Source organism: Nonomuraea sp. NPDC005692 (assembly GCF_040631115.1).
Lineage (GTDB): Bacteria > Actinomycetota > Actinomycetes > Streptosporangiales > Streptosporangiaceae > Nonomuraea.
Genome location: NZ_JBEXYU010000050.1, coordinates 19,394 through 44,310, shown reverse-complemented (window position 1 = coordinate 44,310; position 24,917 = coordinate 19,394). Strand labels below are relative to the sequence as shown.

General features: G+C 72.3%; 17 protein-coding genes. 10 read left to right on the top strand and 7 right to left on the bottom strand.

Annotation, left to right across the window (positions count from 1 at the left end; translation table 11 throughout):
• Positions 1-71 precede the first annotated feature (71 nt).
• Positions 72-2,924 (top strand): CDP-glycerol glycerophosphotransferase family protein, encoded by a 2,853-nt coding sequence (locus ABZ459_RS49435; RefSeq protein WP_357987369.1) that lies wholly within the window; start codon positions 72-74, stop codon positions 2,922-2,924.
• Between the two features lie 10 nt (positions 2,925-2,934).
• On the opposite strand, the gene ABZ459_RS49430 is transcribed toward ABZ459_RS49435, so the two are convergent.
• The gene (locus tag ABZ459_RS49430; RefSeq protein ID WP_357987366.1) at positions 2,935-3,534 is read right to left on the bottom strand and encodes an NUDIX hydrolase; all 600 of its coding nucleotides are present in this window, start codon (positions 3,532-3,534) and stop codon (positions 2,935-2,937) included.
• 301 nt (positions 3,535-3,835) lie between these two features.
• Between ABZ459_RS49430 and ABZ459_RS49425 the strand changes: the two genes are divergently transcribed.
• Entirely contained in the window at positions 3,836-6,991 is a 3,156-nt protein-coding gene (locus ABZ459_RS49425) for an ATP-dependent DNA helicase (protein WP_357987363.1), read from the top strand.
• On the top strand, positions 6,985-10,245 hold the full coding sequence (locus ABZ459_RS49420) for a UvrD-helicase domain-containing protein (protein WP_357987360.1): 3,261 nt from the start codon (positions 6,985-6,987) through the stop codon (positions 10,243-10,245). The genes ABZ459_RS49425 and ABZ459_RS49420 overlap by 7 nt, the downstream gene beginning before the upstream one ends.
• On the opposite strand, the gene ABZ459_RS49415 is transcribed toward ABZ459_RS49420, so the two are convergent.
• The 4 genes from ABZ459_RS49415 to ABZ459_RS49400 all read right to left on the bottom strand — a co-directional run bounded on the left by ABZ459_RS49415 (position 10,234) and on the right by ABZ459_RS49400 (position 15,526).
• The gene (locus tag ABZ459_RS49415; RefSeq protein ID WP_357987357.1) at positions 10,234-11,295 is read right to left on the bottom strand and encodes a type III PLP-dependent enzyme; all 1,062 of its coding nucleotides are present in this window, start codon (positions 11,293-11,295) and stop codon (positions 10,234-10,236) included. The two genes, ABZ459_RS49420 and ABZ459_RS49415, sit on opposite strands and share 12 nt — an antisense overlap.
• 62 nt (positions 11,296-11,357) lie before the next feature.
• The gene (locus tag ABZ459_RS49410) at positions 11,358-12,932 is read right to left on the bottom strand and encodes an IucA/IucC family protein (RefSeq protein ID WP_357987354.1); all 1,575 of its coding nucleotides are present in this window, start codon (positions 12,930-12,932) and stop codon (positions 11,358-11,360) included.
• Positions 12,933-14,396 carry an IucA/IucC family protein gene (locus tag ABZ459_RS49405; RefSeq protein ID WP_357987351.1) on the bottom strand — a complete coding sequence of 488 codons (1,464 nt, stop codon included), beginning with the start codon at positions 14,394-14,396 and terminating at the stop codon, positions 12,933-12,935.
• A complete protein-coding gene (locus ABZ459_RS49400) occupies positions 14,393-15,526 on the bottom strand; it encodes a siderophore biosynthesis protein (protein ID WP_357987348.1) in 1,134 nt (377 codons plus the stop codon). Before ABZ459_RS49400 ends, ABZ459_RS49405 begins: the two co-directional genes overlap by 4 nt.
• A gap of 146 nt (positions 15,527-15,672) precedes the next feature.
• On the opposite strand from ABZ459_RS49400, the gene nudC reads away from it, so the two are divergent.
• Positions 15,673-16,647, top strand: a complete 975-nt coding sequence (nudC, locus tag ABZ459_RS49395) for an NAD(+) diphosphatase (protein ID WP_357987345.1) — start codon at positions 15,673-15,675, stop codon at positions 16,645-16,647.
• Here the strand turns inward: nudC and ABZ459_RS49390 are convergent, their stop codons facing one another.
• Together ABZ459_RS49390 and ABZ459_RS49385 are read right to left on the bottom strand one after the other, a co-directional pair.
• On the bottom strand, positions 16,648-16,896 hold the full coding sequence (locus tag ABZ459_RS49390; protein WP_357987343.1) for a mycoredoxin: 249 nt from the start codon (positions 16,894-16,896) through the stop codon (positions 16,648-16,650). It lies immediately after the preceding gene.
• A gap of 84 nt (positions 16,897-16,980) precedes the next feature.
• Positions 16,981-17,877, bottom strand: a complete 897-nt coding sequence (locus tag ABZ459_RS49385) for an alpha/beta hydrolase (RefSeq protein ID WP_357987339.1) — start codon at positions 17,875-17,877, stop codon at positions 16,981-16,983.
• A gap of 155 nt (positions 17,878-18,032) precedes the next feature.
• Here ABZ459_RS49385 and ABZ459_RS49380 point away from each other — a divergent pair, with 155 nt between their 5' ends.
• From ABZ459_RS49380 to ABZ459_RS49355, 6 genes are all read left to right on the top strand, one after another.
• Positions 18,033-20,066, top strand: coding sequence for an ATP-dependent DNA helicase UvrD2 (locus ABZ459_RS49380; RefSeq protein ID WP_357987416.1), 2,034 nt, complete (start codon positions 18,033-18,035; stop codon positions 20,064-20,066).
• Between the two features lie 156 nt (positions 20,067-20,222).
• Positions 20,223-21,092, top strand: a complete 870-nt coding sequence (locus ABZ459_RS49375) for an acyl-CoA thioesterase II (RefSeq protein ID WP_357987336.1) — start codon at positions 20,223-20,225, stop codon at positions 21,090-21,092.
• 547 nt (positions 21,093-21,639) lie between these two features.
• A complete protein-coding gene (locus ABZ459_RS49370) occupies positions 21,640-21,909 on the top strand; it encodes a WhiB family transcriptional regulator (protein ID WP_125636897.1) in 270 nt (89 codons plus the stop codon).
• A gap of 41 nt (positions 21,910-21,950) precedes the next feature.
• Positions 21,951-22,145, top strand: a complete 195-nt coding sequence (locus ABZ459_RS49365; RefSeq protein ID WP_357987333.1) for a hypothetical protein — start codon at positions 21,951-21,953, stop codon at positions 22,143-22,145.
• Between the two features lie 582 nt (positions 22,146-22,727).
• On the top strand, positions 22,728-23,171 hold the full coding sequence (locus ABZ459_RS49360) for a helix-turn-helix transcriptional regulator (RefSeq protein WP_357987330.1): 444 nt from the start codon (positions 22,728-22,730) through the stop codon (positions 23,169-23,171).
• Between the two features lie 20 nt (positions 23,172-23,191).
• The gene (locus ABZ459_RS49355) at positions 23,192-23,608 is read left to right on the top strand and encodes a VOC family protein (protein ID WP_357987327.1); all 417 of its coding nucleotides are present in this window, start codon (positions 23,192-23,194) and stop codon (positions 23,606-23,608) included.
• The last annotated feature ends 1,309 nt before the right edge of the window (positions 23,609-24,917 follow it).

Here is a 24,917-nt window from a genome sequence, read left to right as displayed (position 1 = left end):
CGATTCCGTGACATGTGACTCCCATTACCATGGGCTGAACACTGACAGGCCCGAAAGGCGGTGCCTCCACGATGGCCACCGGCGTCACAGCCCAGCGCCACAGCGGCGACACGCTCGCCGACCGCCTCAAGGCTGTCCAGGATCTCTGCGATCGTGGCGAGCCTCTTGAGGCGGTCATGCGTGCCGTCGGGCCCGGCGGCCGCGACGCGGCGTTCGACACCGAGGTGCTCAGCGGGCCTCTGGGGTCGCGCATCGACCTCGCGGTCAAGCGCGGCCCGGCGCGGCGGCGCGAGCTGCTCACCCTGATCCGCCCCTACCTGGCCGGCGTGGCCGCGGAGGTCAAGCGCGACCTGCCCGTCGCCCGCCGCGTCATCTGCCACCTGATCGAGCACCGTCCCGACGACGAGCTGGTCGACGGCGAGACGCTGGTCAAGGTCGTCACCGCGGCGGCCGAGCCGTCCAAGCGCATCCGCAAGGGCCTGAGCTGGTACGCCGACCTGCCCTTCCGCGACGAGCTGCCGCCCGACCTCTACCGGCTGCGCCGCGCCGACATGGTGCCGGTGACCCACATCGACGACATTGTGTGGGTCGACGGCAGGCTGCGCGTCACCGGCTTCGCGTACCTGGCGGGGCTGTCGGTGCGCAGCCGCAGGTTCAACTGGGCGACCGTGGTGCTGCGCGGGCCGCGCTGGCTGCCGCCGATCCGCATGCGCACCAAGCGGGTGCTCGCCCCCGAGGCCACCCACGGCGCGCGCGAGCCCGGCTGCAACTACGACTGGTCCGGCTTCACCGCCGAGCTGAGCCCGTGGCCGCTGCGCTGGCGCGGGGCCGTGCGCGGCATGGTCCACGCCGTGCGGCGGCGGTTGCGCCACCGTCCGGGGGTGCCCGACGCGACGACCTGGCGGGCCGAGATCGTCTTCTGGAGCCGTGGCGCGCGGGCGACCGGCCTGCTGCGCGGCTCGGCCATCGGCAGGCCCGAGCGCCCGGCCGGCCTCAAGCTGAAGCCCGGCTGGTGGGTGCGTCCGGTCTGGACGTCCGACCGCGCGCTGCAGGTCGTGCTCCAGCCCAACAGGGCCGAGCTGACCGGCGTGTCCGTCCAGGACGAACGCCTCGAACTCAAGATCTTCCTGCCCGGCCGCAGCGTGACCAAGGGCCACGCCAGGCTGGGCGGTCACCGCATCGCCGCCGACTTCACGCCGTCCGGCGGCGGCACCGAGGTGTCGATCGGCCTCGCCGTGCCCGCGCTGCTCCAGGAGAAGGACGGCCGGCGGCTCTGGGTCGAGCCCAAGGGCGACCCGGCGGCCTCCGTCATGCTCGCCGACCTGGTCGAGACGCGCACTCCGGTGGGCGACCGGGAGATCACCGTGCTCGGCGACCGGCGCGACCGCGTCGTGGTCTCCGCCCACCGCATCCGCCCGGTGATCACCTCCGCCGTCTGGGAGGGCTCCACGCTGGTGCTGCGCGGCGACTACCCCGACGCGCCCGGCCCCCGGGTGCTGACGCTGCGCCACCGGTCGGGGCTGTCGTACTCGCTGCCCATGGAGCGGTCGGGCGACGACTTCTCCGTCCGCGTGACGCCCTCGTCCATGGACCGCTTCGGCGAGCCCGTTCCGCTGGCCTCGGGCACGTGGAACATGTCCTTCCGGCACCCGTCGGGCGAGATCGTGCCGTTCCGGATGGACCACGCCGCCCTGCCGGGGCTCGACGAGGAGCCGCGTACGGTCGACAGCCGGGCGTACCGGATGATCTCCACCCGGTTCGACGTGCCGGTGATCGCGGTCGAGGAGGGGCGGCCCAACGACGAGCGCGGCGTGGCCGGCACCCACGTGCTGCGCCGCGTCTTCTACCCGGCCCAGCGCACCGAGCCGCTGCACGACGCGACCGTCTACGTCGTCAACGACGGCCGGCTCTACGCCGACAGCGTGCGCGCCATCTACGAGGAGCGGCTGCGCAGGGGCGACGACCGCGAGCACATCTGGATCGTCAAGGACGCCGCGTTCGTGCCGCCGGGCGGCGCGCGGGCCGTGCGGGCGGGCAGCCGCGAGCACCACGCCGCGCTGGCCCGCTCCAGCCACATCGTCACCAACTCGTTCCTGCCCGCCTGGTTCCGCGCCCGCGAGGACCAGGTCGTGCTGCAGACCTGGCACGGCACCCCGGCCAAGCGCATCGGCAACGACCAGCCGCACATGGCCCGCGACCCGCGTCCGCCGATCTGGTACCGGCAGGCGGCCGAGGTGCGCGGCTGGGACGTGCTGCTGTCGCAGTCGCCGTGGGCCACCACGGTGTTGCGCCGGGCCTTCGGCTACAAGGGCGAGATCCTGGAGAGCGGCCTGCCCAGGAACGACGTGCTCAACTCGCCCGAGCGCGAGGTCAGGGCCGCCGCCGTCCGCGAACGGCTCGGGCTGGCCGAGGGCAAGCGGGTGGTGCTCTACGCGCCGACCTGGCGCGACTACGACCGCAAGAACGCCATGGTCAAGCTCGACCTGGCCAAGGCCCGCGAGGCTCTGGGCGCCGACCACGAGATCCTGGTACGCGCCCATCCGATGCAGGCCATGCCCGCCGTCCCCGACATCGCGCACGACGTCACGACTTATCCGGACATGGCCGATCTGCTGCTGGTCACCGACGTCCTGGTGACCGACTACTCCTCGGTCATGTTCGACTTCGCCGCCACCGGCCGGCCCATCGTCTTCTACGGCTACGACCTGGCGAAGTACTCCTCCAAGCGGGGGCTCTACCTCGACCTGCCCGAGCACGCGCCCGGCCCGGTGCTGCCGACGTCGGCCGAGGTGATCGACGCGCTGCGCTCCATCGACGAGGTGGCCGCCGCGCACGCCGACCGCTACGAGGCCTTCCGGGCCACGTACGCGCCCAAGGACGACGGCAAGGCGACGGCCCGCGTGGTCGACCACCTGTTCTCCTGAGGGCGCGGCCTCAGAGGTCGATCGGCAGGTCCGAGAGCATGAAGGGCTTGCCGGGGTCGTACCCGAAGGGGCGCGTCGGGGCCGGAAGGCGCTCGACGAGCAGGTAGAGCAGCGCCGACAGGGTCGTGGCGCACACGATCTCGCCGGCCTCGACCAGGCGCCGGATGCTCGACAGGGGCACCCACTCGATGCGCTCGGCCTCCCAGGGGTCGCTGGGCGGGCCGATGTGGGTGGCCGCGTCGGCCCGGTAGACGTGGTTGAGGCTGTCGGTGAAGCCGTTGGTCGGCTGGACGGACATCAGCGGGCGCAGCGGCCCCGGACGCCAGCCGGTCTCCTCCTCGACCTCGCGGGCGGCCGCCGCCATCGGCATCTCGCCCTCGTCGACCTGGCCGAGCGGCACCTCCCAGCCCCAACTGTCGGTGATGAAGCGGTGGCGCCAGATCAGCAACACCCGGTCCTTGTCGTCGGTGACGACCGCGCCCGCGGCCGGCGCGGTGCGGACCAGCCGGTGATCGAGGTGCCGCCCGTCGGGCAGCTCCACATCCGCGATCCGGATGTCCAGCCACTGGTCGGCGTAGAGCGACGTCTCGGAGTGGACCTGCCAGCGCATGTGACCAACCCCCTAGCAGAGGCGCGAGTATCAACCCAACGTTACAAGAGACAACGCTGCGTGTGTGGGGCAATCGTGCGGATCGTTACATCGCCCCAGGCAGCGCAACGCCCACGGCGAAACCCTGGGCTCGGCGTGTCGCACGATATTCGGATATTTGCCTCGATACGGTAGGCGGATCGCGGGGGAGACCGGGTAAGTCGGCACGATCTGTCCGTGTGGTCTGGTGGAATCTAGTGCTGTGAGTGGTCAGACCTGGCGGTTGGTGCGGCGTGGCAGCGGAGGCCCTGTTGAGCCTCCTGTGCTGGATGAACACCAGCGTGCCGTGGTCGAGCACCGGAGCGGCCCGCTCCTCGTCCTCGCGGGGCCCGGCACGGGCAAGACGACGACGATCGTCGAGAGCGTGGTCGAGCGTATCGAACGGCGCGGGGCCGACCCCGAACGGGTGCTCATCCTCACCTTCAGCCGCAAGGCCGCCGAGGAGCTGCGCCAGCGCGTCACCGGCCGGCTGCGGCGCACCACCCGCTCGCCGATGGCGCTGACCTTCCACTCCTACGCCTACGCGCTCCTGCGCCGCGAGTCCGTGCTGGAGGGCAAGGCGCCGCCGCGCCTGCTGACCGGCCCCGAGCAGCTTCTGGAAATCCGCCGGCTGCTCCACGGCGAGCTGGAGAACGGCGCGCTCGACTGGCCGCCGTCGTTGCGCGAGGCGCTCAAGACCCGCGGCTTCGCCGAGGAGGTGCGGGACTTCCTGTCCAGAGCCGCCGAGCGCGGCCTCGACGGCGAGCGGCTGGTCGCGCTCGGCCGGCTGCACGGCAGGAGCGACTGGATCGCCACCGGCCGCTTCTACGAGCGCTACCAGGACCGGTTCGACCTCGACCCCGAGGAGACCTACGACTACGCCGAGCTGATCGGGGCCGCCTCCGCGCTGCTGACCAGGCCCGAGGTGCGCGAGCGCGAACGGGCCGCCCACGACGTCGTGTTCGTCGACGAGTACCAGGACACCGACCCGGCCCAGGAGTACCTGCTCGACCAGCTCGCCGGCGACGGGCGCGACCTGATCGCGGTGGGCGACCCCGACCAGTCGATCTACGGGTTCCGGGGCGCCGACGTCCAGGGGATCATGAAGTTCCCCGAGCGGTTCAGGACGCTCGACGGGCGCGAGGCGCCGGTGGTGGCGCTGCGCGAGTGCCGCAGGAGCGGGGCCGACCTGCTGGAGGCCTCGCGCCGGGTCGCCGCCCGCCTGCCGATCGCCCCGGCCCCCGACCACGACCAGCGGCACGGCCACCGCGACCTGGTCCCGGCGGCCGGCGCCGAGCCCGGCGACGTGCGCGTCCTGCTGGCCGACAGCACCAGCCAGGAGGCCGCGATCGTCGCCGACACGCTGCGGCGGGCGCACCTGATCGAGGGGGTGCCCTGGCACCGCATGGCGGTGCTGGTGCGCTCGGCCAAGCGCCAGGTGCCGCTGCTGCGGCGGGCGCTGGTCAACGCCGGGGTACCGACGATGATCGCCGGCGACGAGGTGCCGATCGCCCAGGAGCCGGGCGTGCGGCCGCTGCTCACGATGCTGCGGGTGGCGCTCGACCCGGCGCAGCTCGACGAGGGGGTGGCCGAGGAGCTGCTGACGGGCCCGCTCGGCGGCACGGACATGATCGGCGTACGCCGCCTGCGCCGGGCGCTCAAGATAGCCGAGAACGAGGCACTGGCAGCCGAGGAGAAGCCGGCCGCCGAGGAGGAGCCGGCCGCCGAGGAGAGGCCCGAGGCGCGGTCGTCCGGCGAGCTGCTGGTGGCGGCGATCCAGGACACCCGCGAGCTCACCCGCGTCGAGCCGCACGTCGCGCTCCCCGCCGAACGCGTCGCCAAGCTGCTCGCCGCCGCCCGCGAGGCCGCCGCGCAGGAGGGCACCGCCGAAGACCTCCTGTGGGCCGTGTGGCACGCCAGCGGCCTGGGCGGGCGCTGGGCCGAGCAGAGCCTGTCCGGCGGCTCCCGCGGCGCGCAGGCCGACCGCGACCTCGACGCGGTGGTGGCGCTGTTCGACCACGCCGCCAAGTTCGTCGACCGCATGCCCAAGGCGGGCCCCGAGGTGTTCCTCGACAACCTGGCCGCCCAGGAGATCCCGGGCGACACGCTGGCCGACCGCGCGCCCGACGGCGACGCCGTGCGGGTGCTGACGGCCCACCGTTCCAAGGGCCTGGAATGGGACATCGTGGTCGTGGCGGGCGTCCAGGAGGGGGTCTGGCCCGACCTGCGGCTGCGCGGGTCGTTGCTGGGCGCCGACGACCTGGTGGAGGTGGTCGAGGGCGCCGAGCCGAGCGCCGCGTCGCTGGCCTCCAAGCTGCTGGCCGAGGAACGGCGGCTGTTCTACGTCGCGGCCACGCGGGCCAGGCGGCGGCTGGTGGTCACGGCGGTCGGCGGCGAGGACACCGACGAGCGGCCCTCCCGGTTCCTGTCGGAGCTGATGCCGGGCGAGGTCGAATCGGCCACGGTCGACGACCGGGCGCGCTGGCTGACCATGTCGGCGCTGGTGGCCGACCTCCGCAGCGCGGTGACCGACCCCACCAAACCGGCCAAGGTCCGGCAGCGCGCCGCGCGGCAGCTCGCCCGCCTGGCCGCCGCCGGGGTCCAGGGCGCCCACCCCAACGACTGGTACGCCCTCACCCCCATCACCGACGACCGCCCGCTGAGCTGGCCGGACGACATCGTCAACATCTCCCCGTCCGCGGTCGAGAGCTTCACCAAGTGCGGCCTGCGCTGGCTCCTGGAGACGGCCGTCGGAGCCGCGGGCACCAGCACCGCCCAGGGCCTCGGCAACGTCATCCACGCGCTGGCCATGCTGGCCGCCACCGACCTGCCCGGCGAGGACGCCCTGGGCGAGCGGCTCGACCAGGTCTGGAACGAGCTCGACTTCGGCGGCGTCTGGTACAACCGCAAGCAGCGTCAGGTCGCCGAGCAGATGATCGGCAAGTTCCTGCGCTGGCAGAAGGACAACCCGCGCGAGCTGGTCGCCATCGAGGAGTCGTTCGTCGCGACGGTCTCCGAGGGCGTGCAGATCAAGGGCCGGGTCGACCGGGTCGAGCGCGACGACGACGGCCGCGCGGTGATCATCGACCTGAAGACCGGCGGCTCCAAGCCCAAGGCGGGAGAGCTCGACCGCCATCCGCAGCTCGGCGTCTACCAGCTCGCCGCGCTGCTCGGCGCGTTCGCCCGGCACGGCATGACCGAGCCCGGCGGCGCGGCGCTGGTCCAGCTCGGCAAGGCGGCCGGCAAGAACGCCGCCACCGAGCAGCGGCAGGGCGCGCTGGCCGACGACAAGAACCCCGGCTGGGCCGGGGACCTGGTCGACACCGTCGCCACGGGCATGTCGGGCCCGTTCTTCCAGGCCAAGGTGAACGACGGCTGCCGCACGTGCGCGGCGCGGGCGAGCTGCCCGGTCAACGACAACGGGGGCCAGGTGTGCTGAACCCGGTCGAACTGGCCGACAAGCTCGGCATCCTGCCGCCGACGAGCGAGCAGGCCGCGGTCATCGAGGCGCCACTCGAACCGATGGTCGTCATGGCGGGCGCGGGCTCGGGCAAGAGCGAGACGATGGCCGGGCGGGTGGTCTGGCTGGTGGCCAACGGCCTGGTCAAACCGGAGAACGTGCTGGGGCTGACGTTCACCCGCAAGGCCGCGGCCGAGCTGGCCGTCAGGGTCAGGGAGCGTCTGACCGGGCTCGCCGAGGCGGGCCTGGTCGCGCCCGGCGCGCTCGACAACGAGCCGACCGTGTCCACCTACCACGCCTACGCCGCCCGCCTGGTCACCGACCACGCCCTGCGCGAGGCGCTCGAACCCACCATGCGCCTGGTCACCCCGGCGGTGTCGTGGCAGCTCGCCTCGCGCGTGGTGGCCCTGTACGACGGGCCGATGGACAAGATCGAGCTGGGTCCGCCCTCGGTCACCGCCGCCCTGCTCGAACTCGCCGGCGAGCTGTCGGAGCACCTGCGCGCGCCCGCCGACGTACGGCGGATGGGGGAGTGGCTGGAGGCCCGGCTGGCCGCGCTGCCCGGCCGCACGACCGTGGCCCAGCGCAAGCCGGTCGGCGTGCAGGCGGCCAGGGAGCAGCTGCTGCCGCTGGTGGAGGCGTACGAACGGCTCAAGCGCCGCCGCGAGGTCATCGACTACGGCGACCAGATGTCGCTGGCCGCCCGCATCGCCGCCAACCACAAGGAAGTGGGCGAGAGCGAACGGTCCCGCTACTCCGTGGTCCTGCTCGACGAATACCAGGACACCAGCCACGCCCAGCTCGTCCTGCTGCGCTCGCTCTACGGCGGCGGCCATCCGGTCACCGCCGTCGGCGACCCCTGCCAGTCCATCTACGGCTGGCGCGGCGCCTCGGCGGGCAACCTGCGCCGCTTCCCCCGCGACTTCCGCACCCGCGCCGGTGAGGAGGCGCCGGTCCGCCAGCTCAGCGTCAGCTTCCGCAACGGCGACCGGGTCCTCGACGTCGCCGCCCGCGTCCAGCTCCCGCTGCGCATGGAGGCCCGCGAGGTCCCCGTGCTGGTGCCGGGGCCCAACCGGGTCGAGCGGGGCCGCGTCACCTGCGCCTTCCACGAGACCGCCGAGGACGAGGCGAAGTGGATCGCCGACGGCGTGGCCAGGATCCTCGGCCAGGAGACCGCCCCCGACGGCCTGCCCTGGGGCGAGAAGGAGCGCAAGAAGACGCTCGCCGTCCAGCCCCAGGACGTCGCGATCCTGGCCCGCAAGCGCTCGCAGTTCCCCGCGCTGCGCAAGGCGCTGGAGGATCGCGACATCCCGGTCGAGGTGGTCGGGCTCGGCGGCCTGCTGACCGTGCCCGAGGTCAACGACATCGTGGCGACCCTGCGCGTGCTCTACGACGCCACCGCCGGCGACGCGCTGGCCAGGCTGCTGGCCGGGCCGCGCTGGCGGGTCGGGCCGGCCGACCTGCGGGTGCTGGGGGAGTACGCCAGGGAGCTGGCCCGCGAGCTGAGCGAGAGCCACCGCGCCGACGACCCGCTCGACCAGGTGGTCGCCGACCTGGCCGAGGAGCGCGGCAGCCTGGTCGACGCGCTCGACGAGCTGCCCGACCGGCCCGAGTGGCTGGAGTCGTTCTCGCCGCTGGCCCGCACCCGGCTGGTCGCGCTCGCCCAGGAGCTGCGCAACCTGCGCGGCCACACCGCCCAGCCGCTGCCCGACCTGGTCACCGAGATCGAACGCCGGCTCGGCCTGGACATCGAGGTGGCCGCCCGCAGCGGCACGGCCGGGGCGTTCGCCGCGCGGGCCGACCTCGACGCCTTCATCGACGCGGCCGCCAGGTTCGCCGGCGACGCCGAGGACCCGACGCTGGGCGCGTTCCTGGCCTATCTCCAGGCGGCCGAGAGCGAGGAGTTCGGGCTGGAGGCGGGCCGGGTCGGCGAGAGCAACAGCGTCAAGCTGATGACCGTCCACGCCTCCAAGGGCCTGGAGTGGCCGATCGTGGTCGTGCCCGGCCTGTCGCAGCTCCTCAGCTCGAAGGGCACGATCGCGACGGGCAGCGTGTTCCCGGCCACGCCGGTGATGAACAGCCGCTGGACCGACAACCCGCGCAAGCTGCCCTACCCGCTGCGCGGCGACGCCGCCGACCTGCCCCGGCTGGGCGGGCTGAGCAAGGAGGAGCTGGCCGCGTTCGACGAGCAGTGCCGTGAGCGCGACCTGATGGAGGAGCGCCGGCTGGCGTACGTCGCCGTCACCCGGGCCCACTACCACCTCATCGCCTCCGGCTACCGCTGGGGCAGCGCCACCAAGCCGCTGGAGCCGTCGGAGTTCCTGCTGGAGATCCGCGACACGGCCGACCGGGTGTCCTACTGGGCCGGCGACCTCGCCGAGGGCGCGACGAACCCGCTGCTCGCCGAGCCGGCCGAGGCCGTCTGGCCGGTCACCCCCGAGGGCCTGCGCTACGAGTCGGTGCTTGACGGGGCCCGGCTGGTCGAGGACGCCCTGGCCGGCAACCTGGCGGACGAGGACGACGAGCCGCTGCGCCCGTTCGAGGAGGAGCGCCTGCGGGCCTGGGAGCGCGACACCGACCTGCTGCTGCGCGAGCGCGAGCTGAACCGCCGCAAACCGGCGACCGTCGTCGAGCTGCCGGCCAAGCTGACCGTGTCGTCGCTCGTCACGCTGGCCACCGACCCGGCCGAGCTGGCCCGCAGGATCCGCCGTCCGGTGCCGCGCAAGCCCGCGCCGCTGGCCCGCCGGGGCACGTCGTTCCACAAGTGGCTGGAGAGCCGGTGGGACCAGCAGCGGCTGATCGACGACTTCGACCTCGACCCGCTGGAGGAGCTGGAGGAGGCCGACGTGCGGCTGGCCGAGCTGCAGGAGCGGTTCGAGGAGAGCGAGTGGGCCGACCGGCGGCCGGTCGACCTGGAGGTGCCGTTCGAGACCATGATCGCCGACCGGCTGGTGCGGGGGCGGATGGACGCCGTGTTCGAGCTGCCCGACGGCGGTTACGAGGTGGTCGACTGGAAGACCGGCGTCCCGCCCAGGGGGAAGGCGGCCCGCACGGCCTCGGTGCAGCTCGCCGCGTACCGGCTGGCGTGGTCGCACCTGGCCGGGGTGCCGCTGGAGAAGGTGAGCGCGGCCTTCCACTACGTCCGGGCCAACAGGACCGTGCGGCCGGTCAACCTGCTCGACGCCGACGGGCTGGTCGCGCTCGTCGAGGCGGTCCCGGCCTCAGAGTCCTAGGTGGTGGAAGGCGGGCCGGGGGTGCATGAGGAAGTCGTGGTGGGAGATGTTCCAGGCGTAGGCCCCGGCCATGCCGAACACCACCCGGTCCCCCACCCGCACCGAGGTCACCACGTTCCGGGCGAAGACGTCCTTGGGGGTGCACAGCTGGCCGGCGAACGTCACTGGCTCCCCGGCGACCCCGGGCCCGCCGCCCGTGGGCAGGATCGTGAACGGCTGGTCGTGGCCCTTGGTCACCGGCGTGCGCAGGTGGTGCGTCCCGCCCAGGACGATCGCGTACGCCCGGCCGCGCACCCGCTTAACGTCCACGACCTCGGTGACGTAGTGGCCGCAGTAGGCGGTGAGCGACCTGCCGGGCTCGACCCGCAGCCGCCGCCCGGCCCGCAGCGCGGCCAGCCCCTCGCCGTAGGCCGTCCAGTCGAAGCGCTCGCCCGACGTGTACGACACCGCCATGCCCCCGCCCAGGTTGACCTCCCGATGCCCGGTCTCCAGCAGGGCCCCGGCCAGCCGGAGGAGCTGGGCGGCGTCCAGGCCGCTGGCCAGGTGGGTGTGCAGGCCGCGCAGCCGTACGCGGTCGGTGAACAGCGGCAGGCACTCGGCCAGCCCCGCCTCGTCCATGCCGAACGGGCCGTCCATCGTGAGCGCGGCCCCCTCGACCGGCAGGTCCGGGTTGGCCCGCAGCAGCACGTCCGCCTCCAGCCCGGTCGCGAGCAGGCGGCGCAGCTCGTACGGCGACTCGACGTGCAGGCGGTGGTGCGGCAGCCGCAGCTCGGCGTCGGTCTTGCCGGGCCCGCCGAGGGCCAGCCGCGCGCCCGGGAAGAGCGCGGAGACGTGCGCGTGCTCGCCCGCCGACGAGACCTCGAACCCGTCCACGTGCCGGGCCAGCACCCGCAGGAGCTCGGCGTCGGGGTTGGCCTTGACCGCGTAGTACAGCTCGACCTCGCCCAGCGCCGCGCGCACCGACGCGGCGTGCTCGTCGAGCGCGGGCAGGTCGTAGAGGTAGGCGGGCAGCGCGGGCAGCCGGGCGGCGGCCTCCAGGACACGGTTCACGCGAGCGGGTTCGCGCTCCGGGACGCGGTTCACGCGAGCGGGTTCGCGCTCCGGGACGCGGTTCACGCGAGCGGGTTCGCGATCGGGACGTAACCGGCGCTGCGATCGGCTGCCCTGGCCCACCGCACGCGCAGGTTCGCCTTGGCGGGCAGCGGCGCCCCGGCCAGCAGGTCGCGCAGCGGGAGCGGCTGCCCGAGCTCGGCGGCCTGGCGGGCGAGCAGGTCGCGGGCGGCCCGCCACAACGCGCGCAGCAGCTCGTCGTCGGGCCCCGCCAGGGTGGCGGCGATCTCGGTGAGGTGGTTGACGAACAGGCAGTAGACGACGCGGGCCCAGCCCCGCGCCGGGTCGTGGGTGAGCGCGCCGGCCACGGCCGGGTGCAGGCCGCCCAGGTCGTGGCGGCCCGCGACGAGCTTGACCCCCTCCAGGTCGCGGAAGATCGCCTGGACCGGCCGGCCGGCGGCGTCCAGGCCGACGAGCACGTTCTGCAGGTGGGGCTCCAGGACGACGCCGTGGCTGAAGTACAGGTCCACGACCGGCAGCGCGACCGCCGACACGTACGCCGTCCACCAGGCCAGGGGGTCGGCCGGGGCGGCGTCCAGGGCGAGGGCGGCGGCGAGGACCGGGGTGACGCCGGGGTCGCAGGCCGTCCACGGGCTCGCCCGGACGATCACGCCCAGGCCCTCGCGCTGCCCGCGTGCCGTGCGGTAGCCGGGCTCGGGGAGCCAGCGGACGGCCGGGTGCCGCGCCGCGACCTCGGCGATCAACGGGGCCAGCCGGGAGGTGAGCTCGACGGCCCCGGCCAGCTCGTACCAGGCGTTCTTGCGCACGCAGTTCGTGATCCGCACGTCCAGGGAGAACTTCAGGCACACCTCGGCGTCCGGGACGTACACGGTCCGCACCGACGAGGTCGGCACCGCGAGCGGGCCCGGCCCGAGATCGACCAGCTCGGGGCCGAAAGCGGGACGCAGCAGGTCGAGCTGCCATGGATGGGCGGGCAGCAGCCGGTGTCCGGCGGGCGCCGGGCCCAGCGCGTCCAGGGCCGTCAGGTCGCCCTCCTCGGCCAGCGCGTCGTCGCGTACCGCGAGCAGCCGCAGGGGGAAGGCGGCGTGGGCCTCGGGGGCGTAGCGCAGCCAGTCCGCGCCGTCGCGGGCCTTGGGGGTGGGGTGGAACGGGTGGCCGTACACGAGCGCCTGCTCCGAGGCCAGCCAGGGATCGGCGGGCGGCTCGGCCCGCGCCCTGGCCGCCAGGATCGCCGCGACGGCGTCCATGCTGGCGGTCACCTGGCCGGCGAACTCGCCGTTGGGTTCGACGACGAGGTGCGCCGCGCCGGCTCCCCGGCCTTGGCGCGCATGTTCGTCCGGCCGGCCGGCCAGGTCGGTCTCGGCCAGCCGGACCAGCTCGGCGACCGTCAGCGGCTGCCAGGAGCCGCCCTCCAGGCGTTCCGGCGGCCCGTCGAGGCGCAGCGCGGCCCCGCCGTGCGTACGGGCCCGCAGCAGCGTCCCCGCCACCCGCAGCAGCACGTACGGCGGCGCCGGCCAGACCAGCCCCCTGGGCCCGGCCACCTCGCGCACGCAGCACCGCAGCAGGGCCGCCAGCGTCGCCTCCTCGGCCGGCGCCCCGATGGCCAGGACGTCCATTCACGCTCTCCTCAGGTAGTTGGGCCCGCTGATGCCGTAGAACTTGTTCACGTCCCGCGCCCCGGACCGTTCCTTGGCCACGAGCGTCCCGGCGGTGACCATGGACTTGCCGGTGAGCCTGGCCGCGTCGAGCGTCCTGGCACGCAGCAGCCGGGCCATGGGATGGTCGCCGTGCTCGTCGAGCGCCTCGGCGAGCGTGCCGCGCACCAGGGCCGCCGCCCGCGCCGGCGGCAGCACGGCGAACGCCACCGCCGCGGCGGCCAGGTGCAGCGTGATCGTGACGAACACGTCGGCCAGCGCGTGCGGGTCGTCGGTGAGCATCCGCCCGTCGGCGAAGGCCGGCACCTCGATCCCGGCCGCCGCCAGCCTCGACGGCGAGGCCAGCAGGCCGTCGTTGTCCTTGACCAGCAGCCGCAGGTCGCCGTCCCGCAGGACGAGGGCCAGGTTCTGCTGGTGGGCCTCCAGCGCGACGCCGTACCGGACGAACAGCCGCACGTTCCAGCGCAGCAGCAGGCGCAGGTAGCGGGGCAGCACGTCCGGGCCGAGGCCGTCCAGCACGCCGGGCACCGCCAGCGCCGCGACCGGGACGATCCGGCCCTCCGGCAGCCGCCTGACCATCCACGCCAGGTACTCGTGGCCCGCGTGCGCGTAGGTCTGCTCGTCGGCCAGCAGCACGCCGGGATCGGCGAGCCGGCGCAGCAGCAGCTCGGCCCGCGCGCCGTCCTCCAGGGTGCCCGCCCTGATCGAGCGCCGGTTGCGCACGCCGAGCGTGCTCACCGGCAACGGCAGCTTGAGGTGCGTACGCGGCCCCACCTCGACGGTCCGCATGGACAGGGTGGGCCGTACGGTGACCGCCTCCTCGGCCAGCACCCGGACCCCGTCGATCTTCCGCACCTCGTCGACGGCCATCGGGTGCACCGGGAACAGCACGCCCCCGCCCGCCGGCCGCGGCACGTCCGCGGGAAGCGCCGTCCCCGCGTGGGGGACGACCGCCCACCGCAACGCGAACGAGGGCGCGAACTCCGGCGCGTACGCCACCAGGTCGCGGTCCGAGGCGCCGATCCTGGCCCGCGAGGTGGGGTAGACGGGATGGTCGGCGAAGGCCGCCAGCGACTCGTACGACGGCCGGCGCCGCAGCACCTCCCCGGCGTGCGCGTCGTGCAGCTCCAGCGCGGACAGGGCGGTCAGGCACTCGTCGAAGAAGGCCGCCACCCCTTCGGCGTCGGCCGGCTCGGACACCTCCACGAGCGTCTCCAGCACCTGCTCCAGCCCCAGCCGCTCGTCCGGCGCCACCACGAAGTCCTGGAACGGCGACCCCGGGACCATCCGGACCCACCGCCCGTCGGCCAGCAGCAGTCCGGCCCCGGCCCTGGTCCGGTCGAGACGGGCGGCCAGGCCGCCGTAGTCCTCGCGGACCAGCGCGTCCAGCACCCGGGCGGCCAGGTACGCCTCCCGCGACCTCACCCGACCACCCACGGCCGGGCCGCCCGGTACCGCTCGACGGCGGCGTCCACGCGGGCCCGGTCTGGTCCCACGGCCCGGATGACGCCCAGGTAGTCCCGGTTCGTGTGGGTCAGCTCTATGACGTCCCCGACGGCGCGCAGCGGCCGGTGCCACAGCCGTACGCCGCCGTCCTCGACGTCCTCCTCCGGCGGCCCCTCCTTGACGACGCCCGGCCGGTCGGCGACCACGCTGACCGCACAGCCGTGCCGGGACGGACGCGGCGGCTCGGGCGCCGGCTCCCCGAGGTGCGTGCGCAGGATCCACTCGAACAGCGGCACGCCCAGCACGTCGGCCAGCAGGAAGTCGCAGTGGTCGCCGATCGCCCGGTAGTTCACCTCGACGATCCGTGGGCCGGCGGGCGTCAGGACGTACTCGGTGTGGCAGGCGCCGAAGCCCACCCCGAGGGCCCGCAGCGCGGCGAGCACGTGGGCGTCGGCGGCGGGCGCCCAGTCGAGCCGCTCCTCCACGAAGTGCGGCAGCGGGCCCAGCGCGGTCGCGAAGCCGCCCAGCACCCGCGTCGCGGCGCCGTCCCCGAGGGTCTCCAGGGTCCGCAGCGGCCCTTCGAGGTACTCCTCCACGACCAGCGTCTCGCCCGGACGCCGCCGCCTGGCCGCGGCCACGGCGCGGGGGAGGTCGTCCTCGACCAGCACGACGTCCTCGCTGGCCACCCCCTCGCGGGGTTTCAGCACCACGGGCAGGGGCAGGCGCTCGGGCACCGGATCGGCGGGCGCGAGCCGCAGGGACCGCACCATCTCGACGCCGGTCTCCGCGAGCCCGCGGCGCATCAGGAACTTGTTCTTGGCGGCCAGACAGGCCCGCCAGTCCTTGCCCGGAAGTCCGAAGTACGACGCCGCGAGGGCGGTCTCCGCCTGAAGGTGGTCGGAGTTGGAGAAGATCGCGTCGGGCCTGCCCAAGTGCTCGACCGCGTCGATCAGGGCGCGCGGGTCGCGTACGTCGCAACGCACCGAGCCGGGGTGCCGCTCCGGCCGGTCGGTCAGGACGGTCACCTCGCACCCGAGGGCCCGCGCCGCGGGCAGGAAGCCGTACGTCACCGAGTCCGTCGGCTTGAGCGCGGTCAGGTAGAGCCGCAACGCGAAGGCACCCCCGCAGGAATCAGGTAAGGCTAACCTAACTCGATGATCTTAGCCTGAGAATGATCGCTCCGGGGCCCGCACACCCTAATCGGCGGCTAACTGCGAGGTCATAGGATGACAAGCGACTTGGGGAGGGGCGGCCAGTGGAAAAGACCGCGGAAGAGCAACTCATCGGCCCACTGCTCCTGGCACGGGGGACCATCGACAGATCGTCGGCGCTGCGTGCCGACGACAGATGGCTGGAGAAGGCGTGGGCCGACCCCGGTACCAGGGTGCTGGTGATCGACAACGGCCACACCCTGGTGCGGCGGGCCGGCGACGAGGTGCACGCGGTGCTCTACACCGCCGCGGAGGCGCCGCCGGGCGAGCGTTACCTGCTCGGCGTCGAGGGCGGCACGGCCTACTTCGCGGTGGCCGGGCCACTGCCCGGCACGCCGGTCGGCGACCTCAACGGCCGGGTGACGATGCCGATGAGCCTGAGCGACACACCCGAGGGCCGTCCGGTGGCGGCGGGCCTGCGCCAGGTGGGCGGGCTGCTCGGCGACCGCGACGCGGGCCTGCTGGTCCACGCGGTGGCGCTGGAGGCCTGGCACGCCACCCACCAGTTCTGCCCGCGCTGCGGCGCCCGTACGGCGGTGCAGGCCGGCGGCCACGTCCGGGTGTGCCCGAACGACTCCAGCCAGCACTTCCCGCGCGTCGACCCGGCGGTCATCATGCTGATCAGGGACGAGGACGACCGCTGCCTGCTGGCCCGCGGCCCCCAGTGGCCCGAGGGGCGCCTGTCGATCCTGGCGGGCTTCGTGGAGCCGGGCGAGTCCCTGGAGTACGCGGTGGTCCGCGAGGTCGCCGAGGAGGTCGGCGTCAACGTCGTCAACCCGCGCTACCTGGGCAGCCAGCCCTGGCCGTTCCCGCGCAGCCTCATGCTCGGCTTCTTCGCCGACGCCACCACGACCGCGCTGATCCCCGACGCCGACGAGATCGCCGAGGCGCGCTGGTTCACCCGCGACGAGCTGGTGGCCGCGCTCCGGTCGGGCGAGGTGCGCCTGCCGCCCCCGGTGTCGATAGCCCGCCGCCTGATCGAGACGTGGTACGGCGGCGAGCTCGTCGGCGACTGGTGATCAGGCCGCGCCGAGCAGGGCCTTGACCTCGCGAGCGGAGGGGTTGGTCCGGACGATCCGGCCGTGGTCGGTCTCGATCACCACGGTCGGAACGGTCTGGTTGCCGTTGTTGACGCTCATGACGAATTCGGCGGCGGCCGGGTCGCGCTCGATGTCGACCTCTTTGAACGTGATGCCTTCGCGGGCGAGCTGAGACTTCAGCCGCTTGCATGGGCCGCACCAGGTGGTGCTGTAGACCGTGAGCGCCATGTCGGGTTGTCCCTCCAAGGTCAGGAAATCAGGCGCTCGGTGCAACAACGCGGAGGCGCCCGCTTAATCCCTACCCGGGGCCCTCTAGCCGATGCGCTCGGCGATCCAGGCCTGCACCCGCTCGGCCACGCCCGGCTCCCGGTACAGGGGAGCGCTGTGGTTGGTGCCCGGCGCCGTCATGATCGTCATCGGCACGCCCACCTGGCCGAGCATCTGCTTGAGCAGCTGGCTCTGCGACGGCGGCACGAACTCGTCCTCGGAGTGCACCGTGAGCATCGGGGCGTCCCTGGCGCTGGCGTGCCAGGCCACCTCCATGCTCGCCCACACGCGCGAGCACTTGCCCTTGGGCTCGCAGCCGCCGGCCAGCCGGATCGCGGCCTCGCGCAGCTTGCGCTTGTCGTGGTTCGCGGTCTTCTCGCCGTCGGCGTACGCGCGCAGCGGCGAGATGATCGGCGACAGCCCGACCACGCCCTTCAGCCCGGCGATGCCGTTGCCGTACGTGCCGACCGAGGCGGCGATGTGCCCGCCCGCCGAGAAGCCGACGACGACGTACTTGTTCGCGTCGAAGGCCCAGCGGTCGGCGTGTTTGCGCGCCAGGGCGATGGCGGCCAGCGCGTCGGTGCGCTGCGCCGGCCAGGCGGCCTCGCCGGAGAGGCGGTAGTTGAGGTTGAAGACCGTGTACCCGAGGTCGGCGTAACTACGGGTGATCTCCTTCATGTACTTCTTGTCGCCGCCGGACCACCAGCCGCCGTGGATCAGGAAGACGCCGGGGCGCTTCTGGCCGTCGGGCGTCCACCACACGTCCATGTCCTGGTTGCGCAGGCGGCCGTAGGAAAGGGTCTCCGTGGCCAGCCCGCCCAGGCCGTCGGGGTCTGTGGGATTGGTCACCACGGGGATGGGCGGCTCGGCCGCGAACGCGACGGCAGGTGTGAGCGCCACGGCAGCGAGCACCAGCGCGCCCGCGAAAACCGCTGTTCGCACGGCCTTCCTTTCCCCCCATGCAGCATGGTCGGCCCCATTGTGGGGGAAGAGACCATTCCTTTGCATCTCGGTGACTATGAACATACGTCGGGCCGCATGTTGCCAGAATAAAGTGCTTCGGCGCCACTTGCGGGGAGGAAGATCGGGTGAACAGCGTGGATGACGTCCTCAGCGGCCTCGACCCGGAACAGCGGGAGGTCGCCGAGGCGGTGCGCGGCCCGGTGTGCGTGCTCGCCGGCGCCGGCACGGGCAAGACCAGGGCGATCACCCATCGCATCGCCCACGCCGTGCGCAGCGGGGTGGTCGACGCGCCCAGCGTGCTCGCGGTGACGTTCACCACCCGGGCGGCGGGGGAGCTGCGGCAGCGGCTGCGGGCGCTGGGGGCGCCGGGCGTCCAGGCCCGTACGTTCCACGCGGCCGCCCTGCGTCAGCTCACCTACTTCTGGCCGCGGGTGATCGGCGGCGAGGCCCCTTCGGTCATCGAGTCGAAGTTGCCGGTGCTGGTCGAAGCCTGCCGCCAGATCCGGAAAAATCCCGACCGGTCCGAGCTGCGGGACATCGCGGCCGAGGTCGAATGGGCCAAGGTCTCCCAGATCGGCCCCGAAGACTACGTGGCCGCCGCCGCCAAGCACCACCGCACGCCGCCCGGCTCGCCGGAGGAGGTGGCCCGGCTCTACGAGTCGTACGAGCGCATCCGCCGCGAACGCCACCTGGTCGACTTCGAGACCATCCTCGAACTGACCGCGGCCGTGATGACCGAGCACCAGGAGGTCGCGGCCCAGATCCGCCAGCAGTACCGCTACTTCGTCGTGGACGAGTTCCAGGACGTCAACCCGCTCCAGAAACTCCTGCTCGACACCTGGCTCGGCGGCCGGGACGACATCTGCGTGGTCGGCGACCCCAACCAGACCATCTATTCGTTCACCGGCGCCAGCCCCCGCTACCTCACCAACTTCGCCGTCGAGCACCCGAAGGCCGCCGTCATCAGGCTGGTCCGCGACTACCGTTCCACCCCGCAGGTCGTGAACCTGGCCAACCTGGTCATCGCCAAGTCCAAGACCCCCAACCGCCTCGAACTCATCGCCCAGCGCCCCGACGGCCCCAAACCGGTCTTCTCCGACTACGACGACGAGCCCGCCGAGGCCGCCGGCGTCGCGCGGGCCATCAGGAAGCTGCTGGACAAGGGGGTGCCCTCGCGCGAGATCGCCGTGCTGTTCCGGGTCAACTCCCAGTCGGAGTCCTACGAGGAGGCCCTGTCCAAGGCCGAGATCCCGTACGTGCTGCGCGGCGCCGAACGATTCTTCGAGCGTCCCGAGGTGCGGCAGGCGGTCGTGCTGCTGCGTGGCGCCGCGCGGTCGGCCGCGGGCGAGCCGCTGGCCTCGGAGGTGCACCACATCCTGACCGGGGTCGGCCTGACCCCCTCCCCGCCCGGCGGCGGCAAGGCCAGGGAGAAGTGGGAGTCGCTGAAGGCGCTGGCCGACCTGGCCGAGGACATGGCCGCCGAGGGCGCCGACCTGCCCGCGTACGTCGCCGAGCTGGAACGCCGCGCCTCCGAGCAGCACGCGCCGCCGGTGGAGGGCGTCACGCTCGCCTCGCTGCACGCCGCCAAGGGCCTGGAGTGGGACGCGGTCTTCCTGGTCGGCGTCACCGACGGCATGCTGCCGATCATCTACGCCGAGACCCCCGAGCAGATCGAGGAGGAACGCCGGCTGCTCTACGTCGGCGTCACCCGCGCCCGCGAGCACCTGTCGCTCTCCTGGGCGCTGGCCCGCGCGCCCGGCGGGCGCAAGAGCCGCCGCCCCTCCCGCTTCCTCGACGGGCTCACCGGCCGCGCCTCGACGCCGCCCCGCATCACGACCCCGGCCGCCGAACGCCGCACGGTCGCGGCTCCGGTGAGCTGCCGGGTGTGCGCCAAGACGCTGGTGGCCGCGGCCGAGCAGAAGCTCGGCCGCTGCGCGACCTGCCCCGCCGACTACGACGAGGCCCTGCTCGAGCGCCTCAAGGTCTGGCGCACGGCCACCGCCAAGGAGGCCAAGATCCCGCCGTACGTCGTCTTCACCGACGTCACCCTCCAGGCCATCGCCGAACGCGCGCCGGCCACCGAGCAGGAGCTGCTGTCGATCGCCGGCATCGGCCGGGTCAAGGTCGACCGCTACGGCGAGGCCGTCCTCGGCCTGTGCCGCGGGTGAGATCCCTCACGTACGGCCGGTCCCCTCGCACGTGAGTCCCTTTCCCACCGGGCGAAACGGTGGGACGGGGGCATTCCGGCAAGGCAGGGCGGGTTTGGGGGAACAGGCGTGGCACGTCAGACTTGTCCATGGAATGTTCGTCTGTGAGGGGGCCCTGTGAACGAGGCGCTGAAGGAGCTGCTCGATCTGCTCGACCTTGAGCAGATCGAGCTGGACATCTTCCGTGGCAGAAGCCCGGAGGAGCGCATCCAGCGCGTCTTCGGCGGCCAGGTGGCCGCGCAGGCCCTCGTGGCGGCCGGCCGCACCGTCCCCAAGGACCGGCACGTCCACTCGCTGCACGCCTACTTCATCAGGCCGGGCGACCCGTCCATCCCCATCGTCTACAACGTCGAGCGCCTGCGCGACGGCCGATCGTTCACCACCCGCCGGATCGTCGCCGTCCAGCACGGCAAGGCGATCTTCACGATGTCGGCCTCGTTCCACATCTTCGAGGAGGGCGTGGAGCACCAGGCGTCGGTGGCGCCGGTCGTGCCCGCCCCCGAGACGCTGCCGACGTTCCAGGACAGGATGTCGGAGGTGCTGGGCGACCACCCCGAGCTGCGGGAGTGGCTCTCGCGCCCGCGCCCCGTGGACGCCCGCTACGTCTCGCCCCTGACGTGGGAGGCGCACCTGAACCCCGAGCTGCGCAGCGCCCAGACCAACGTGTGGTTCCGCTACGACGCCGAGCTGCCCGACGACCCGCTGCTGCACGTCGTGCTGGCCGCGTACGCCTCGGACTTCACGCTCGTGGACACGATCCTGCTGGCCCACGGCATGGCCTGGGGGGCTTCGAACGTGATCGGCGCGTCCCTGGACCACGCGATGTGGTTCCACCGCCCGTTCCGCGCCGACGACTGGCTCCTGTACGCCCAGGAGGCCCCCTGGTCGGCGGGCGCCCGTGGGCTCGCGCGCGGCGAGATGTTCACCGCGTCGGGCGATCTCGTGGTCTCCGTCGTCCAGGAGGCGATGATCCGCGTGGCGAAGTAGTCGGTTCGCAGCACGTTGTGACACCGTGGTTGTGTCACAAAATCGCAGGTAGAAAATATGTTGCCCCTTCCTGGCTTCCCGGTTTAGGGTCATGGACAAGCGAGTCGGACACTCCTGTTTCCGACGATCTGATGAGTGGAGGTGAGCCCCGGTGATGAGCATCCAGATGTCGGCCACGCAGTGGCTCTCTTCCGCGCGCCGTGACTCGGTGAGGCTCGCCGATGGGCCGGCCAAGCTGCGGCAGGAGAAGTCTGCCCGTATCCAGGCCCCCGCCGTCCGTGCGAGGGCTCACGCGGGTGTCGCCGCTCCGCAAGGCGTTCCTGTCTATGGCGCAGGTATCGCTGCCCCGACCAACCAGCTCACCAAGGGTGGACTGTGCGGTCCGCAACCCTGGAGGGATGCTCCGGTCATAACCTGACCGGCACATAGCAGCCCCCAGGCCGCGGATCCGCACACAGGATCCGCGGCCTTCTTGTTTTTCCGCGATCCCCGACCACCTCCGAGGTGCCCGACCAAGATCAAAAAGCTCGATCAAAAGGAGAAGCAGATGGGGGCCAAGACGATCATGGACCTGATCGACGAAGCCAAGATCCCCTGTCGTACCGACCCTGACCTGTGGTTCGCAGAGTCACCCGAGGACGTCGAGTTCGCCAAGGCTCTCTGCGGCGGTTGCCCGATCCAGCAGGCCTGCCTGGCCCGCGCGCTGGAGCGCGAGGAGCCCTGGGGCGTCTGGGGCGGCGAACTGATCCTCAGGGGAACGGTTGTTCCCCGCAAGCGTCCGCGCGGGCGTCCCCGCAAGCACCCGGTCGCTGCCTGACCACCCACCAGCCCTACGAGCGAGAGAGAACAAGAACACCGATGAGCACTTCTTCCACCAGGAGCCTGGCCGTGCCGTATCTGTTTCATGACTTGGTCAACGACCGAATACAAACTCTCCACCGGGAAGCGGAGGAGCAGCGTCTCATCCTGCGCGTAAGCCGCGTACAGCGGGCGCGACGCGAGGTCAAGCGGGCCAACGACCGCTTGCGGAAGGCGCTGAGCCAGCAGGTGTGATCGCGGAGGTCCTGCCGCCGGCGCAGGATCTCCTGATCCCCACCTGCCTCTGAAGAGCCGGGCGCACCCAGCGCCCGGCTCTTTCCATGCCCAGCCCTCTGCACTCGGCCGGGCGAGTTGCTGGACCGTACCCCAAGAAGATCACCCGGGGTGATCGTGGCCACTAGCAGGGCGACCCCTCAGCGCGTCAGGCAGATTCGCGTTCACCTGTCCTGACGTCCGGCACCGGCGAGGCGTCACGGGCACGCCGGACTCTGCGTTTTGTCGGGTGAATTGTGAGACGTCCGTCCTCGGCTGATGAGGGGCGGGATCTCTGCCTTCTGTTGGGTGGGCTGTGGTCGGTCGCCTGGGAGTCCGGCGCACCCTGCAATCGAGGGCCTTGGCCCGTCTCCTTCCCGTGATTCGCGATCCGGACCTCGGGTGGCTTCCCTTGCGCGGCCGGGAACCGGGCCTTCCATTCGTTTGTCTTCGGTGCCTCAGCGCTTTCCGGCATGTCGGGCTCGTGTCGGGGAGGGTTCATGGGCCGGAGGGCGCTGTGAGCTGGTCGGCCGACGGTCCCGGCCGACCTCGGGCCGACGTACGATGGCGCATGTGACCAGCAGACCCGCCGAAGCGCAGCACCTGCGTGACCTCGCCCTGCTGCGCCGCGTTCGCGACCGCATCGACCGCGACTACGCACAGCCGCTCGACGTCGAAGCCCTGGCCCGTGGCGTGAACATGTCAGCCGGCCACCTCAGCCGCGAGTTCCGCCGCGCGTACGGCGAGGCCCCGTACGGCTATCTGATGACCCGCCGCATCGAACGCGCGATGGCGCTCCTGCGCCGCGGCGACATGAGCGTCACCGAGGTGTGCTTCGCGGTCGGCTGTTCCTCGCTGGGCAGCTTCAGCACCCGCTTCACCGAGTTGGTCGGCGTCCCTCCCAGCGTCTACCGTCGCCGCGCGGCGAGCGCGACCGCGGGGATGCCGTCGTGCGTGGCGAAACAGGTGACCAGACCCATCAGGAACCGAGAGACCGCGCTTACCTGACCCCAATTAGCGTGACTTCCATGGACATCACCATCCACTCCAGCTTCCTCCCGCACACCGACCCGGAAGCCTCCCTAACCTTCTACCGCGACGCCCTCGGCTTCGAGGTACGCAACGACGTCGGCTACAAGGGGATGCGCTGGCTCACGGTAGGCCCCGCCGGGCAGCCGGACACCTCCATCGTCCTGCAACCACCGGTCGCGAACGGCTACGGCATCACCGACGACGAACGCCGTACCATCACCGAGATGATGGCCAAGGGCACCTACGCCGGCGTGAACCTGGCCACCAACGACCTCGACGCCACCTTCGAACGCCTGAAGACCAGCGGCGCCGAGATCGTCCAGGAGCCGATGGACCAGCCGTACGGCGTCCGCGACTGCGCCGTCCGCGACCCTTCCGGCAACCTGATCCGCATCCAGGAACGCCACCCCTGACCGCACCCGGCACCATCACCCCGGACCCGTCCTTGAGACCGTCCCCCCGGCCCGCATCCAGGAGCGTCATCCCTGATCCGCGGGGTCTTCGGGGTTCTCCTCTGACCCGCATCCAGGAGCGTCATCCCTATCCGCAGGGTCTGGGGTCGTCCCTTGGCGTAGGTTCGGAACGTCATCCTTGATCCGCACTCGGCATCATCGCCCCGGACGCGTCTTTGGGGCCGTCCTCTGACCCGCATCTAGAAACGCACCCTTGAACCGCAGGGTCTTTGGGGTCGTCCCTTGGCGTAGGTTCGGAACGTCATCCCTGATCCGCAGTCAGCACCATCACCCCTGGCACGTCCTTTAGGGGCATCCTCTTGACCGGCGATCAGGAACGTCAGCCCTACCTCGCCGGCCGAGCGATGACCTTGCCGCGCGCAACCCTCAAGCGACACCATTGCGACGTCGGCCAACACCTTTCCGAGGCCCCGCCTGCGACCGGTACGACGGGCGCGCTGCGCGGATGCGGGCAAGCGCACCGACGTCCAGGCACGGCGTCTGATGGGGATCTGCCACCCCAGCGACCTCTCCGCCCCAACCCGTACGGATCTCACGAGGACCAGTCCAGCCCGGACAAACGGCCACCCCTGCCTGCGCCTCCCCTGACGCCCAAGCTCGATCGACAGTTGGCGGTGCCCATACAGGAGCACCTTTGCGCTGCTGAAAGGCCCATGGCACGATGGCGACGTGATCTCGATCCGAAGGGACGATGCCGCGTAGGCCGCCAGGCATCGTGCGCGCCATGCATCGTTCAGGGGCTCAGGCCCCAAAGCTCAGCGGCCACCTTGACACCACCCGGTCCGGCACTGGAGACGTCAGGAGGCGATGGTCTCCGTCGACCGCCCGGGCGCTTGAGCGTTATGAGGAGTTCCTGCGCAAGCCGGCTAAGCGGTTGCTGCTTCCGCGGGCGGACTGTCCGTGTTGTGATCTGGTCTACTCCCGTGACTTCCTGCAGTCGGAGATCGACCGTTTGCCGGCACACGAGCGAACTGAACTACGCCGCATCGTGAGCAGGCTTGACCGACGGTTGCGCCGTCGCACTCTTCCCGATCCGGACCTCGAACCGACAGAGCGGCACCTGGGCGCCTGGTGGCGCCGAAGGCTACACGAACGGACCTGAACGGCAGATCACCGACGGCCTGCTGCGGATCCGTACCCTCCTACCGAAGCCCGAAGCCCGAAGCCCGAAGCCCGAAGCCCGAAGCCCGAAGCCCGAAGCCCGAAGCCCGAAGCCCGAAGCCCGAAGCCCGAAGCCCGAAGCCCGAAG

Excerpts from the sequence above, each read along its gene's own strand:
- ABZ459_RS49435 (WP_357987369.1), top strand. The coding sequence starts at position 72 with ATGGCCACCGGCGTCACAGCCCAGCGCCACAGCGGCGACACGCTCGCC.
- ABZ459_RS49430 (WP_357987366.1), bottom strand. The coding sequence starts at position 3,534 with ATGCGCTGGCAGGTCCACTCCGAGACGTCGCTCTACGCCGACCAGTGG.
- ABZ459_RS49410 (WP_357987354.1), bottom strand. The coding sequence starts at position 12,932 with ATGGACGTCCTGGCCATCGGGGCGCCGGCCGAGGAGGCGACGCTGGCG.
- ABZ459_RS49390 (WP_357987343.1), bottom strand. The coding sequence starts at position 16,896 with ATGGCGCTCACGGTCTACAGCACCACCTGGTGCGGCCCATGCAAGCGG.
- ABZ459_RS49370 (WP_125636897.1), top strand. The coding sequence starts at position 21,640 with ATGGGGGCCAAGACGATCATGGACCTGATCGACGAAGCCAAGATCCCC.
- ABZ459_RS49365 (WP_357987333.1), top strand. The coding sequence starts at position 21,951 with ATGAGCACTTCTTCCACCAGGAGCCTGGCCGTGCCGTATCTGTTTCAT.
- ABZ459_RS49360 (WP_357987330.1), top strand. The coding sequence starts at position 22,728 with ATGGCGCATGTGACCAGCAGACCCGCCGAAGCGCAGCACCTGCGTGAC.
- ABZ459_RS49355 (WP_357987327.1), top strand. The coding sequence starts at position 23,192 with ATGGACATCACCATCCACTCCAGCTTCCTCCCGCACACCGACCCGGAA.